Consider the following 14,833-nt stretch of genomic DNA (forward strand, 5'->3'; position numbering starts at 1 on the left):
TGTGGATACGTCACTGCACAAATATTTAATTATCAAAAATGTTAATAAATTTCATTCTGATCACCTTCAGATGATATCAATGTTAAAACGAGAATTGGGAATCCTTTTATTGGTAGGTTGCCTTATTCTTGCAAGCGTTCCTACCGCTTTATGCCGAAGTCCTGCACCAACTGTTTATGTTGCAGGGGACGGCAGTGGAGATTTTAACTGCGATGGAAAAGATGATCATGTACAGATAAATCAGGCTCTTAAGTTTGTGGCCGATAACTCGGGATATACCACTGTCCACCTTAAAGGTCCTTTTACGTATGTTATTAACGATACTCTCCTCATCGGCAGCAATACTATTCTTGAAGGGGATTCAAATGCTGTTCTCAAACTTGCTAATAATGCAGGCTGGGTTGTAATGAAACCCTTGATCAAGCAGATGAGCAATTCCGGGAATAATAATATTGTAATAAGAGGATTTGAAGTTAATGTGAACCATGACGGTAACCCTTATCTCGCAGATGGTAAAACCTTGCTTGCTAAGGGCAAAGGATACTATAATGTGATGTACTTCACTGACTGCAAGAACGTAACTGTATGCAATATGTATATGCACGATGGTCATGGAGATGGGCTGAGGATAAAATATGGTGAGAACATCAAGTTTTACAACAATACGATCTATAAGCTCGGGCACGACGGTCTGTATGCGATTCAGTGTCAGAATGTAGAGGCCTGGGGTAATACAATAACCTGCAGGACTAATAGTGGTCTTAGAATCTGGAACTCGAACCATGTAAAATTCCATGATAATTTAATCGATTCTTTCTATCACTGGAGCGCAGGTGGCCCGGGCATTCAGATCGAAAAGTCTACAGGTACTATGGATGATATTGATATCTACAATAATAGAGTCAATAACACCTATGGTCCTGGAATCTGGCTTTTCAACTATGATACCTCTACTACCAAGGACGAGGGAAAAAATGTCCACATTTATCATAATGTCTTCTACAGCACAGGCACTAATCCTAGCATTACATGGGTTGGGGGTATCTTGGGAAGTGGATTCCATGATACACTTATAGAAAATAATGTCTTTGACAGTGCATATAATGTTGCCATTGTCAGCATGAGTCCCGATGGTTTTTTCTCAGATTATACGTCAAAATACACAACAATTGTCCGCAACAATATAATTGTAAATACCCAGAAGCGTACAAAAAGCCCAAGCGAAACAGGATACGGAATTGCCAATTACCTCCCCGAAACACATTCCTTTGAGATTGCATATAATTGCCTTTACAACAACGCAGCGGGTAACTATAAAAACTGCATCTCGAAAGCCGATATCCACATAAGACCATTATTTGTAGACCAGGAAAACCATGATTACCACCTTCAATCAAGAGGTGGAACTTGGAACGGGAAAACCTGGGTTAAATACAAAGTGAGTTCTCCATGTATCGATTCCGGATATCCATCCTCTGACTATTCCAATGAACCTGAGGATAATGGAAACAGGATCAACATCGGAAGGTATGGGAACACAATCTATGCATCGAAATCAAAGCACTGATGCATCGGTATATTTATCGTTTCTATTATCACAAGTCCAGGTAGAGGTTTCGTTAATAAATTAGCATTGGAAGTGCCTTAGCCGTTATGGAAAAATTAGATACATCGTTGAGAATCATAGCCGGGAGGGAATCAAAAAAGATTATGTATAAATTTAACGATATCATTTGATAGTGTTCTTTAATGATAGTGGTACATATTGTCTCAGTGGCACATATTGTCTCAAAACGACATTCAATTCTATAATTGGGATAATTTATTGGTGATAAGGGTAAAAACCTGCATATATTTTGGATGATTTCCGTCTGAATTAAATCAAAAATGCCCCTCCCAATTATAGAAATTGTTAGAGTTTTGAGACCCACTGCAAATTTATATAAAGCTATTTTTAACTTCCGTTTTTGTCCAGAATCTTGTATCCTCTTCATATTGAATGGAAACCTCTCAATTTTCACTCAATATGAAGAGGATACAAGAATTTGAATCATTTGAAAAATTCGTTTTACAACAAGAGACCCCATGGAACTTTGAAACTTGAACAATTAGAATCACCACAAGATGCATTCTGGAGTAGATTACCAATTGAGGCAAAATTCAGAATTGGAATAAGATTACTTGGGTTGTGAGAAAATGGACAAAAGCAAAAAAGTTTCAAAGCGAAATAATTTCAAGATAAAACACATTAGATAATTATAGTATTCATTTATATAGCTAAAATTAAATAATTAGCTTAGGGTTCCAGTAATCATGTACTCATTATCAGCATATGTTCAATTCATATTACCTTAATCCAGTTCATATCAGTAGACTTATTCAGTCAATTAGACTTATTCAGTCAATATTAGTATCTCTATTCAATGAAACCAGTAAGACATTCCGGGCCTTTTCTCAGAAATGCCAATTTATTTGAAAGCAGGATACTATGGACTGACCCATTTATAGATCATTTCATAGATCATTTCATAGATCGTTTCCAAGATGAAATTTTTGCCCCACAAACAAGGGAAAATATTCAGGCTCAGATTGTCAGTTAATAAAGAATTGCATGCCAAATATTTAATAGGGGATTTTAACCAGCCATGAAGCAGAAAAATCCAGAAAAAGCTCCTGAAGTTGCAGAAGAAAATTCAAAAAGGACTCTTAAAGACCCTTACGGGCGGAAGGTTACAGGACTCAGGATATCAATAACTGATAGGTGTAACCTTTCGTGCATATACTGCCATAACGAAGGTGCAGATTGCTGTACCTGCGGCCCGGTAGGACATGAAATGAAACCAGAATTAATCTGCGGGATTATAAGGGAAGCTGCAAAATTCGGGGTCAATAAAATAAAATTTTCAGGAGGAGAACCGCTTTTTCGAAAGGATTTCGAAGAAATCCTTGCCTGCCTTCCTCCGTTAAAAGAAGTTTCTGCGACCACTAACGGCATTCTGCTTGAAAAACGAGCAAGAGCCCTTAAAGCTGCGGGCCTGGACAGGATAAATGTAAGCCTGGATTCTCTCGTCCCTGAAAAATACGAAAGGATTACGGGAGCGCCACCTGGCTCACTTGAGAAGGTTATCAGAGGTATTAACAGCGCAGTTGAAGCTGGGCTGACCCCTGTGAAGCTGAATATGGTACTCCTTAAAGGCATAAACGATGACGAGATTAATTCTATGATGGAGTTTGTCCGGCCTTATAAAGGAATGGTTATCCTGCAACTAATAGAGCTTATGGACATTGACCCCAGGCTTTCAAAGTACATGATTGACTCGAAAGCTCTCGAAAAGAAGCTGACTGAGAAAGCAAGTGAAATCAGGATACGACACCTGCACCACCGAAGAAAATACATTATCGATGGGGTAGAGGTTGAATTCGTTCGTCCCATGGACAACTCGGAGTTTTGCGCCTACTGCAGCAGGCTGAGGGTCACAGCAGATGGGAAGTTCAAGCCCTGTCTACTGGTAAATGACAACCTTGTGGATGTTAGGGAAGCAAAAAGTCCTGAAGAGATCGAAAAGCTGCTTAAGCTTGCAGTAAGCCGAAGGAAACCATATTGCATGCCTGTCAATATTCTTGAACAAGGGGAAAAGGCTTAAAGAGAAAAAAGCAGATTTAGAGATAAATATAACAACGAGGAGAAAAAAATGAAGGTTGAACTTTTAGTAGATGAGACAAAAATCCCGATGAATGAGTTTGTCCAGAAAATCGTAGTAAACGTTATTAAAGCAATGGTAGAAACGTTGCATAATATAGATAACGAATGGAAGGAAATATCCATTCATATCGAAAGAGATGAACTGAAAGAATAAAAAGGGCTTTTTTGGATAAAAGAGAGTCAATATCTCTCCAAAACCAAAATTTCCTCTTTTCGTTTTTCGTTTTATGAAAATTTTGAATCATTACATATCTTTTCTTCTGCCGTTTTGTAATTCAGATTGATTTTTGGAACTCTCAGCCGTTTGAGGTTCCAGATAATTTTCCAAATAGGAGTAATTTGAAATCCAGAGTTATCTGGAGATATTTAGAGATATTTTTCGATTTCTGAGAACTCTATCCTGGCAGTTGAATCCAGAGAAATCGGGGTTATTGAAACATGTCCTTTCTGCATAATGGCGTGCACATCAGTTCCTTCTTCTTCCTCCCGGATAAGGTCGCCTGCAATCCAGTAATAGGGTCTGCCCCTTGGGTCACGTCTTTCTTCGACACCCGTTTTAAAGATTTTTCTTGCAAGACGGGTTATCTCTATAGGGGTATCTTCTTCAGCGTGATAGGGGATATTTATGTTAAGAAGATCCACATTTTTCGGCATACCATACTTCAGGACGTTTCGAGCCACTTTGTTTACTACCTTAATTCCAGCCTCGAAACGCTCTCTATGGTAGTTCCTGGGATCATCGAATTTCTGGCCTTCATCAAGCACCTGCATGGAGGCAGCAATTGCAGGCACTCCGTAGCTTGCAGCTTCAAGGGCTCCTCCTATTGTCCCTGAGGTAGTGATAGTATCCGTGCTTATATTCTCTCCGATGTTAAAGCCAGAAAGCACTAAGTCAGGCATCTCCTTAAGGATCGTGAAGATGCCCAGAATTACAGCGTCCGTAGGGGTTCCTCCCACAGAGTACGCAGGTGTACCTCCAGCATTTGTTTTCGTGATCCGTAGAGGCTCAAAGATAGAAATAGAACGTCCGACTCCGCTCTGCTGGACAGCAGGAGCCGAAATTGTAACTTCTCCGAGGTCCGAAACGCTGTCAAAAGCAGCTTTCAAACCTGTGGAATATACGCCATCATCATTGGTAACAAGAATTTTTGGAGCCATGAGTTTTCCCATAAGTTGCCGGATAATTTAAAATTAATGGAAAAAATGCATGACTTGAAAGTACATGACTTGAAAATATACTATTTCAAGGATATCTCAAGGATATCTCAAGGATAATTTTAGGAAAAAATATTGTGGCAAAATAAAGAAAATACCACAAAAAAAGTTAATTTAGGGACTGCACTCTGGTATTTGCCAAGTCCCGTTTTTTGAATGAGAAGAATTTCTTTTAAAGTCTGTTCTGGAGAGGGAATTGTTAGTTTTCTAGTCTTCGTTACTCTTCAAACCAAATTATTATTGGTTCAGAGGCAGTGTTATTATTCCAGAGACGATAGTTTAAAGGGTTCCTTATGACCTGATAGCAATTCTTTGATCTGATAGCAATTCTTTGATCTGATAGCAATTCTTTGATCTGATAGCAATTCTTTGATCTGATAGCAATTTTTTAACCCGATAACATCTGAAACCGGTGAGGTATCAAATAAAGGCACTGAATAAGTCATCAGGTGTTTGATGTAGCTAGAAGATTTAGATGATTAGTACCAATCCTCCTTCTTTCAGGATATGTAGGATGCAACTAAGAAACAAAGCATAACAGTCCACCTGAAAAGTGCTGCGCTTTTGCGATCTGGGGCTTCAGGTCTGCGGTTTCTTTGTTGTGTTGCACGAATCCCGATCCGTATTAGTCAATGGCAATCTTCCTCCTAATTTTAGCTAATCACTGCCACCTCCCTACCGGGTTCTCCCCAATTTTGACCCGGGAACAGTTTTTCTTATCCGAAAGGAATTAGCCTACCTGTGCAGCTGAGTTAAGGTATCAAACTCCGAACACAGTTTTTATGGTGTACACATAGAGGTGGTGAACACCTATGGCAAACATCATCACTCGTACGACCAGAAACTCCAGATTATGGAGCCAGTGAGTCGTCTCTATAAGCTTTTCCGAATGTAAAATTCTTTTTTCTTTTCCGGATCTTATGATTTCTTTTAAACTCTTTGATAGCATTTTGTTAAAACCCCACTCATAATGTATTCTATCTGATATTGTCTCAAAGCATTCCCTGTTTAGAAAGTGCTCTGTGTATGTACTTTAAAAATCCAATCTCAAACAGGCACTTTATGTTCGAAAGTATCCTGCATAGTATACACTATCCGACGCAATCTCAAACAGGCATCTTCATATCGAAAATGCATTATTTACCCCACCGACTCTAGCTTTAGAAGTTTGTGATATTAAAAGTTGTTGACCCTGTATGAAATAATAGTATATGACCACATAAATAATATTCAGAAGCCCTGATTAACATTTTAGTTAATGGACATGAGATAAAACCTGAGCATTGATGACGAGAAGAATTAAATCATAAATTTAAAGCGGGTTATATAAGCCAAAAATCGAGAAAATAAGGCAATAAAAAGTGTTCCGAAGTTAATTTCCTGTGCCCTGCAAAACAAGATAGAGCGAAAAAACCCTATCAAACGAAAGAAGATTGGGCCACCGCTTTCAGAATCAAAAATCAAAAATCGGGTAGCAATAATAGTCGTCTCAAGCCTGTTTTGTCCCGCGCCTAGCGCGGCTGGAACACGAAAACCCATAAGTGAGAAAAGCGAAAAAAGAATTCAAGGGCATCGTTTAGAGCTGAAGCGAGTTTCAGTCAGTTTTTACAACTTTATTTTTATTTTTCTGCCGACCGGCCTCGAAAATCTCGAGCTATTACTGAACAAGGATCTTCCGTGATTACCTTTAAAGTTTTGAGTGCTTTTTCAGTGGTTTCGATTCTGAGCTTTAGTGTTTCCACACAATCCCTTTTCTTAGCGCTTTTTCTATAAAAACTTTCGAAACCCTGGAAAAGTCCACAATATCAACTGTATAGGGAATATTAAGGTTCTCAATTCTTTCTTTTAAGAAAATCAAATTTCTCCAGTCAAAATATTTCCCTGGAAGGATTCCAATGTCTATGTCCGATACTCGACTAAAATCCCCCCTTGCCCTAGAACCGAAGAGTATGACAGTAACATTTTCTTCTTTTAAAGTTTCAAAAACCAGGGATTTCAGATCCTGAATGCTTTTTTGATAGATAGGAGAAAGGCTGCTCATCTACTATTCATTTAAGGGTTTTCAATACTTGAATGTAATGTTAACAACTGTGGAAAAATTAGAAAAAAAATACTGAAAATGACAAGAGAGGACTAAAAAAGAATTAGATATTTCCGTTTTTGGAATAGATCTCATTTAATTCCTCTTTAGACAAAGGACATCGAATCAGGTCATCAAACTGTTGATGTGATAACTTAAGTTGATTTCTCATTTTACTTAACAGCTTGTCACCGTATTCATCTTTCCCGTGGCTTATAAAAGTATGAATTCCCGTTTTGGTTCCATCGACATAATATGTGTACAATTTGTGATGAGTATTTTGAAGCTGAAATCCCTTTTTAGATAAAGAAGACTCAATGTCTTTTACTTTATATTTAGACATTTTGAGCACCTACAATTGAAATCAACATCTCCCTCAGATCTTTACCGCTGGGTGCCAACTCCTCCTCATCAACAAGTACATATTCTTGCCACAGCACGTTAAGCTGTCCTTTGAGTTCCTCGATCAAAAGCTTCATTTTTGGTTGAACAGCAAGCAGTCCCAAGTCATCGTTTGAAGCTATATAATAATCATCCTCAAATTCAATGTCAATTGGAACTTCTTCCTTCAATTTCACTTCAATCTCATCTCTTTTAATTGAGGTTAGATAGTATTGTGGATTTCTTTCAATAGATGCTTCACTGTCAATACTTAAAACGAACTTACCTTTAAAAGGCTTCATTACACCACGTATGGTAACAATGTTTCCAATAATATCTTTGATATCTTCTTCGATGTCCGCAGTGAAATTACAGTCAATTGGCCCTTCTGGAGTGTCGATTTGAATTCTTCTGTTTTTGTCGACCCTTAGTTCATACACCCTTCCAAAAACTTTCTTTTCATATTCCTCAACAGGCTTGTGTAGTAGGGATTGTATTACTTCTTTTTGTTCTGGATTTAGTTTTTCTTCAACTTTCCCTGAAAAACCGAAAGTTAGACTTCTTTTAGACTGCGGGTCAGGCCACATTAAATAGAACTCTTTCAAAACTTTGTTTAACCTATGAGGGTCTTTAATTATTTCGCCCAATTCTTCTTTTGAAACATCTTTGTGGGAAAGAGCTTCAATTAACTCATTTGTTGCACAAATTGCCCTCTCACCTAATGTTCCCAACTCTGTTATACCAACTTGAGAGTCGCCTATTTGCATTTCGGCGTGAACACTACCCATCTCTATATTCGTTACAAAAAGGGTACATGAATCTTTGATAACCTGCGGAAAATCCCCTGTCGGACGGCTTGTATTTCCATAAAAATAGTCGCCCAGATGGAAAATAATGTTTTGGATGTGTTGTATAGCGCCAACCATTTCGATTGCAGGTATTTTTTCTTCTCCGTTGATTGAAAATGATAATTTCCGTTCCTCGAAAACCTTGACCATGCAACCTACCTCATAATCCTGAATTTTAAAGGCATATATTAGTTTTTTGATATAAGGGCTTTATGTAAAAATCAAGTGTGGAAGTGGCGACTTATTAATAAATCCTTTATGAAAAAAAGGTAGTCTTTCAAGAGTTTCGAGAAAATTTCTACGCTGTAATTGAGGAGGAAGGTTCAGAGAAGACTTCGTAAAAGAAGGTTAGAGATATGTCTTTTATAAGCCATCACCCAAATAATATTTTACTGAAAAATATTTAGACTATCTCATCAAGCTCAATCACTATAGGAGTCAGAGTAGTGTACCAAATTTTCTGTAAATTCAAAGTCAAATTTTTTGCGTACTGTCCATAATTCAGTTCTTTAATGTTGGATTCTCCAACTGTCAACTTGTTAAGATTTATAGTTTTATAGAAAAGTTAGCACATTACCTTTTATTTTCCTTTGTTGATGCACTCTCATAAAAAAGATTATTTACATATTTGTCAATTTGTGAGTTCTTGGAATTATAATATACTCCATCAATATTAACAGTTTCATTATCTACAATAATAATTCTTGATATCCGAGAATCTTCATTAAAAAAATCTATTGAGTACAGATATCCATTGAGATCTTCCTGTTCAACTTTTTTTGTAAACGAGTAATCTGAGATACAATTTATCAGATTATTTATTAGGCTTTTATTTTCTACTTCAATTGAGTCTCCATTTAGTCCGTTTTTGATAGATATTCTAGTGATATTCTCATAGCTAACATTTGTTACTTTGTGACCTGTATCTTTTTCATGTAAACTTGGAAAAAATAACGTGAAAAATAATAAACCTACTATAGTAAAACACGAAATTAACACAATTTTCGTCATCTGTTTAGCCAAATTTTGCACCCTCAATTGTCTATATCTATTTAGCCAGATCTTATATCCTTAAATGTCAATTAAAACAAAAAATAAAAAAAGATGTTTTGGTGCACACTTTAGAATTTTTTATTACTCAATGTATACCATATCATCAATGTAATTATCCACAAGCACATTGACGTTATTATCGCCCCATCCATTATTGACTATAATATAATATTGTGGATTAACATATGGAACTGTGAGTACATAGTATCCGTGTGCTATTATCCAGTGCTCCCCAAATGTTGGATGATTATCCGTGTCAACAATTATAGGTTTATTTGAATTGATGAGAGACTGAATCTTACTGTAACTAAAAGAAGAACTGGACTTTGCGCTGTAATCATCATCGAGATTCCGATCTACCAAATAATCGTCCAATCCATTTGTAACGGTTAAAGTACTCGTTCCTTGATTTGGTATATACCCATTAGTTATGAGATCTAATAGATCATCTTGGTTTTCGTAGTTCGAATCAACAAAATCGTCATCATGGTAATCATCAAAATATATGAGAGTTATACCAGCTGCAATTGGACCACAATAAACGGAACTATCTTCCCAAGTCCTTAATGAATGACTCAAACTTCCGCCTGTAGACGATAGTGTCTGTATCTTCTGTGCTGATGTAGCTGATTCTTGCAGTTCCAAGATTTTTTTAGATTTATTCACTTTTTCCTTTTTGTAAATGTACTTGGTTTTGATTTCCCTGTTTTTTAGTTCTTCTGCTTCAACATAAGCAAGAGGACCATTGTAGTAGTAACTTTTATTCCCGACGATAAACGGACTTTTGTTTGTCATTGAAAATTCAGGCACAGACAAATCATTCACATTAATAATGATATATCCTTCATTGCTTATCGAAAAAGCAACAGCTTCAATGTCATTATCTAAATTTTTTAAAGGTGTTGAGGAAGTCAAGTTTATAGAATAGGAGTTACGCAGTTGGCTCCTAGCATATTGTTTTTTCCAAACTTTCAAATATTTGAATTAATTTAACGTGTATTGGGGATTCCTTAAGTATTCTGTCACTGCCACTCTTCTAATTTTCATAGCACTTTCAAACCAGGATATTCCACTTTTGATTCTTTGTAATTCCAGTCTAAGAAAAGCTCTTAATGAGAACATTATATGTGCTCTTTGTGATTCTTCCTTTCTTGCCTGACATTTTTCGACACCACAGAACTGTTTTATTCCCCTATGATATTCCTCAATTTTCCATGACTTCTTTGCCAAATCTTCACGTTTTGCTTCATCCATCTCTTGCACATCTGTAACCCAGTGTTGCGTGTCTCCATTTTTTGAAACTATCCTAAACACCTTTACAAATCCATATGCTTTGAGGTGAACCACACGTCCTTTTGGAGGAATATCTACTGTTTCAAGTGGCACATTTCCCTTGTTGTCAGGATTTACCAAACGATTATTTTTCAATCTTGTAAGGAAATGCCACTCTTTCTGTCTAATGGCTTTAAGGTTTTTCACACTTGCATACCATGTATCAAATAAAACGAATTTGGGATTAAAACCACGTTCTTCGGCCTTGTCAAGCATATCACGGAAATGGTCATTCTTTGTTTTGTCGTCTACATCGATGTTATAAATTCGAAAATCGATAGGTATAACGGTTGTACCGTCAGTCCAAACTAAGGTAACCAGGCCTATTCCCTTTACAGTACGATGATGTTTTCCACTCCACATACGACGAACAAAAGCAATTTCTTCTGCGTATGGTTTATCTAATGTTGAATCATCAACAATTAGGTATCCTCCCTTAAGCTTGACATAACTTTTTACTTCCTCCCATAGTGCTTCCGTGTCTGGAGGTTGCCTTTGAAGGCAACGAGTAAAAGCATCATGAGAAGGAGCATTAGCTATGTCTGGATAACATCTAGCAGCTTCAGTACAGCTAAAAACGTTAGAAGCCGCAATGAGAAAATTAATGTAGTCAATGTCGGTACACTTAGGTGGATTTATGTCCATAACTCCGTACGTTTTTAGAGAAACACTAAGCCATAAGTATATTTATAAAGATATCAAGTTTTCGGCATTTTAACTGCGTAAGTCCTATAGAATAACCCATTCTTTCCAAGAATAGTTCACCATATTCTTTTTCTATACTGAAATTATCACATTCATCATTTATTCCCATATTTTCATTTGTTTGAGCACTTGCAGCAGGTACAAATACTATGCTCAGCAGCAACATTGCCGCGAAGACTGTTCTGTCTAATATTTTTATACTTATTTTCAATTATTTCACCTCTTTATCCCAGAGCAAGATTACACAAACTTTAAACACTATCAAAGCTTAATCATAATCTTGTATCCATGCACGTATTGTGGAGTTCAGATGACCGAAACTAACATTTGAACTTTAGATATTATTTTAGGATTAAAGTTTATAAGTTTTCTGTCCAAATAGTCAAACTAACTGTTTTTGATGTTCTTTTCAAGTACTCAATTATTCCTTGATGTTCAATTGTTGAAGACTATGATCAAAAAATTTATAGAATCATAGTTGCGGCTAGTGTTTTTTGAATAGGGAAATTTAGAATGAATGGAATAAGATACATCTACTGTTTTTGAATATAATTTTCAGGGAAGAGAACCAACTTTCAATATCGTGACAGTGTAGGATCAGGAGAAAGAATCAACCTATTTGCAATAAATAAATAGTGAATTCAATAGACACTCAATAGACTCATTAGTATAGCAAACTCTTAAAGGAAAGAAATCGAGCGCTTCGCGCTCAATTAAGAGGTAGATTCTAAAATATATAAAAAAGTATAAAATCGGTTAGTAGAAACTACACACGAGTTCACTTTAGGATTTTTCAATACTGAAATTTTTATAATAGATTATCGGAAATGGACTCTGGTCCAAAATCCAGTGATTTTTTGCATTTTTTGATTGAAAATCTGAATTAGCAAGAAAAATCTGGTTTTCACTAAAATCAATATTCGATATCTAAAGACGTCAATCCCTAAGTTGTATCACAAGAATTGTGACCAATTACAAAATATAGTGATTTTGAATTTTACATTCATCACTAGATTTTGATACTGAGTCTCGGAAATGTAATAATTGATGAAAGAAGAATATTTTTTAAAATATTAAAGGAAGATAATAAATTAGTATGAGTAGTCATTCGGAACTACAGCAAATCGAAACTATTGAAAACTCAACAAGATTTTTATCTATTGGAGTATAACTGTTGAGAATAAAAGAAGTAAATTATTATTAAAGTTATTTATTTGAGTATCACTCATAGCATGATTATAGATAGCTGAACTAATATTCTCCCCTTATGCATGAGCCATTTCACCAATTGAATATTCAGATTTTTTATACCTTTTCAACGATCGATGTTTTGCGAAGAGCACATATACATCCACTGTTACCCCAACATCTTCAAATCTAACTGCGGGCTATTTCTCATAGACATTAAATCGTTTGTATAAAATTAAAATACTAAATATATTAGTGCGGCCATAAAAACAGATCGTTTTTGAAATTTATCTATAAGCTGACTATAATTCCTTAAACTTGAGAAATATTATAAGTTTAGTTCATTAATAACTCAAAATCCACTCACTTTCTAGAGCAGTGCAAATTTAATATAATGATACCTTTATCCATCTAGTATTTCCTCCTATAGATCAAAATTACAATTATCTGATATCCCCCAATCAATTTCACGAGGATTTATAATATGGACAAGTACGAGAAGGTATTCGAGCTGGCTAAACGCCGGGGGTTCTTGTGGAACTCCTTTGAGCTGTATGGCGGAAGCCGCGGATTTTATGATTACGGGCCTCTTGGGAGCACACTGAAGAGGCGAATCGAGCAGACCTGGAGAGAATTTTACGTTATCCAGGAAGGGTTTATGGAGATCGAATGCCCGACAATCGGGATCGAGGAAGTCTTTATCGCGTCCGGGCACGTTGGAGGTTTTTCGGACCCACTGTGCGAGTGCATGAACTGTAAAGAAGCATTCCGGGCCGATCATCTTGTACAAAACGTAATGGAAGCCGCAGGGACCCTGAGTGCAGAAGAACTCACTAAGGTTATAAAGGAAAACGATATCCGATGCCCGGAGTGCGGTGGAAAATTCGGCGACGCCTATGAATTCAACCTGATGTTCAAAACTACAATTGGGCCCGGCACTGGAAGGCAGGGATATCTCAGACCGGAGACAGCACAGGGTATGTTTGTCGATTTCCAGAGGCTGTCCCGTTTTTACAGGGACAAGCTGCCTTTTGGAGCCGTGCAGATCGGGAAATCTTACAGAAATGAAATCGCACCCAGGCAAGGTGTAATCCGTCTCAGGGAATTCACACAGGCCGAGTGCGAGATTTTCGTTGACCCGCGCAACAAGAAGCACCCCAACTTCGAGCGCTTTGCAGACAGAGAACTTGTACTATATTCCCAGAAAGCACAGGAGAAAGGCGAACCCTTCAGGATGACTGTCCGGGAAGCTGTGAAGACCGGAGTTATTGCACACGAAGTCCTGGGCTACAACATTGCACTAACCAACGAATTCCTGACAAAGGTTGGGATTGATCCTTCAAAACTCAGGTTCAGACAGCACCTGAAAGACGAAATGGCGCATTATGCAATCGACTGCTGGGATGCCGAGATTGAGACCGACCGGTTCGGCTGGGTCGAGATCGTGGGAATTGCTGACAGGACAGATTACGACCTTAAAGCTCATGCAAAGGTCAGCAAGACCGAGCTTTATGTGTATGTCGAATACGACGAGCCAAAAATGGTTACTCGCTTTGTTGTAAAGCCGAACATGGGCAAGCTCGGGCCTCTCTTTAAGGGCAAAGCAAAAGCCGTCGCAGATGCCTTAAAACAGCTTTCCGAAGAAGAACTATCAAAGGATGAGATCAAAGTTACCGTGGACGGGGAAGAGTTTACAGTCGGTTCGGATGCAGTGGACTTTGCGGAAGAAACCGTTAAAGTCAGTGGAGAAAACGTCATCCCTCACGTAATCGAGCCCTCTTATGGGATCGACAGGATCTTCTACGGCGTTATGGAGCATGCCTATGACGAAGAGAACGTGGCTCAGAAGGTTGCCGAATCCGGGCTTAAAGGCACAGAAGAAACTGAAAAGGAATCTGAAGCCGGAAAGAGCGAAGGTGAAACTGAGGGAGAAGAGGAAGCCCGTCTCGTCATGCACTTTTCAAGCGCAGTTGCCCCGGTACAGGTTGCAGTCCTCCCACTCCTGACCCGTAAAGAGCTTGCAGACCCTGCAAAGGATATCATTGTAAAACTCAGGGAAAAGGCCCTGCTTGTCAATTATGATGATTCCGGAACCATCGGGCGCCGCTACAGGAGAAACGACGAAATCGGAACTCCTTACTGTGTTACTGTAGATTACGATACCCTCAAAGACGGGACTGTAACTATAAGGGACAGAGATTCCATGCGTCAGATCCGAGCTCCGGTAAAAGGTATCGAAAACGTGCTCTACGAACTTATTTACAGAGGCAGAACTTTCGAATCCGCAGGCAAGCCCTTTAACTTCTAAAATTAAAAAACTGGCAGTTC

General features: G+C 37.7%; 12 protein-coding genes and 1 pseudogene. 5 read left to right on the plus strand and 8 right to left on the minus strand.

Features of this window, described 5'->3' with window-relative positions; genetic code table 11:
• Positions 1–79 precede the first annotated feature (79 nt).
• The 4 genes and pseudogenes from MSBRM_RS18110 to MSBRM_RS20935 all read left to right on the plus strand — a co-directional run bounded on the left by MSBRM_RS18110 (position 80) and on the right by MSBRM_RS20935 (position 3,857).
• On the plus strand, positions 80–1,567 hold the full coding sequence (locus MSBRM_RS18110; protein ID WP_176722161.1) for a right-handed parallel beta-helix repeat-containing protein: 1,488 nt from the start codon (positions 80–82) through the stop codon (positions 1,565–1,567).
• Between the two features lie 474 nt (positions 1,568–2,041).
• A pseudogene (locus tag MSBRM_RS20695) lies at positions 2,042–2,192 on the plus strand (IS481 family transposase); the annotation flags it as partial.
• A gap of 453 nt (positions 2,193–2,645) precedes the next feature.
• Entirely contained in the window at positions 2,646–3,644 is a 999-nt protein-coding gene (gene moaA / locus MSBRM_RS18120; protein WP_048122494.1) for a GTP 3',8-cyclase MoaA, read from the plus strand.
• Positions 3,645–3,692: 48 nt separating this feature from the next.
• Positions 3,693–3,857, plus strand: coding sequence for a hypothetical protein (locus MSBRM_RS20935; RefSeq protein WP_176722160.1), 165 nt, complete (start codon positions 3,693–3,695; stop codon positions 3,855–3,857).
• A gap of 212 nt (positions 3,858–4,069) precedes the next feature.
• Here the strand turns inward: MSBRM_RS20935 and surE are convergent, their stop codons facing one another.
• From surE to MSBRM_RS18165, 8 genes are all read right to left on the minus strand, one after another.
• Positions 4,070–4,873: a 5'/3'-nucleotidase SurE gene (gene surE, locus MSBRM_RS18125; protein ID WP_048122496.1), complete on the minus strand. Its 804-nt coding sequence runs from the start codon at positions 4,871–4,873 to the stop codon at positions 4,070–4,072.
• A gap of 805 nt (positions 4,874–5,678) precedes the next feature.
• The gene (locus MSBRM_RS18130) at positions 5,679–5,867 is read right to left on the minus strand and encodes a hypothetical protein (RefSeq protein ID WP_048156577.1); all 189 of its coding nucleotides are present in this window, start codon (positions 5,865–5,867) and stop codon (positions 5,679–5,681) included.
• Between the two features lie 780 nt (positions 5,868–6,647).
• Entirely contained in the window at positions 6,648–6,959 is a 312-nt protein-coding gene (locus tag MSBRM_RS18135) for a nucleotidyltransferase family protein (protein ID WP_048122500.1), read from the minus strand.
• A 374-nt stretch (positions 6,960–7,333) separates the two neighbouring features.
• Positions 7,334–8,377: a hypothetical protein gene (locus MSBRM_RS18145; protein ID WP_048156580.1), complete on the minus strand. Its 1,044-nt coding sequence runs from the start codon at positions 8,375–8,377 to the stop codon at positions 7,334–7,336.
• 423 nt (positions 8,378–8,800) lie between these two features.
• Entirely contained in the window at positions 8,801–9,250 is a 450-nt protein-coding gene (locus MSBRM_RS18150; protein ID WP_048122506.1) for a hypothetical protein, read from the minus strand.
• 111 nt (positions 9,251–9,361) lie between these two features.
• Entirely contained in the window at positions 9,362–10,195 is an 834-nt protein-coding gene (locus tag MSBRM_RS18155) for a C39 family peptidase (protein ID WP_155400480.1), read from the minus strand.
• 69 nt (positions 10,196–10,264) lie between these two features.
• Complete coding sequence (locus tag MSBRM_RS18160; RefSeq protein WP_048155834.1) at positions 10,265–11,257, minus strand: IS701 family transposase; 993 nt, start codon at positions 11,255–11,257, stop codon at positions 10,265–10,267.
• Between the two features lie 25 nt (positions 11,258–11,282).
• Positions 11,283–11,528, minus strand: coding sequence for a hypothetical protein (locus MSBRM_RS18165; RefSeq protein WP_048156586.1), 246 nt, complete (start codon positions 11,526–11,528; stop codon positions 11,283–11,285).
• Positions 11,529–12,989: 1,461 nt separating this feature from the next.
• Here MSBRM_RS18165 and glyS point away from each other — a divergent pair.
• Positions 12,990–14,813 (plus strand): glycine--tRNA ligase, encoded by a 1,824-nt coding sequence (glyS, locus tag MSBRM_RS18170; RefSeq protein ID WP_048156588.1) that lies wholly within the window; start codon positions 12,990–12,992, stop codon positions 14,811–14,813.
• Positions 14,814–14,833 lie beyond the last annotated feature (20 nt).

The organism is Methanosarcina barkeri MS (assembly GCF_000970025.1).
GTDB classification, from domain to species: domain Archaea; phylum Halobacteriota; class Methanosarcinia; order Methanosarcinales; family Methanosarcinaceae; genus Methanosarcina; species Methanosarcina barkeri.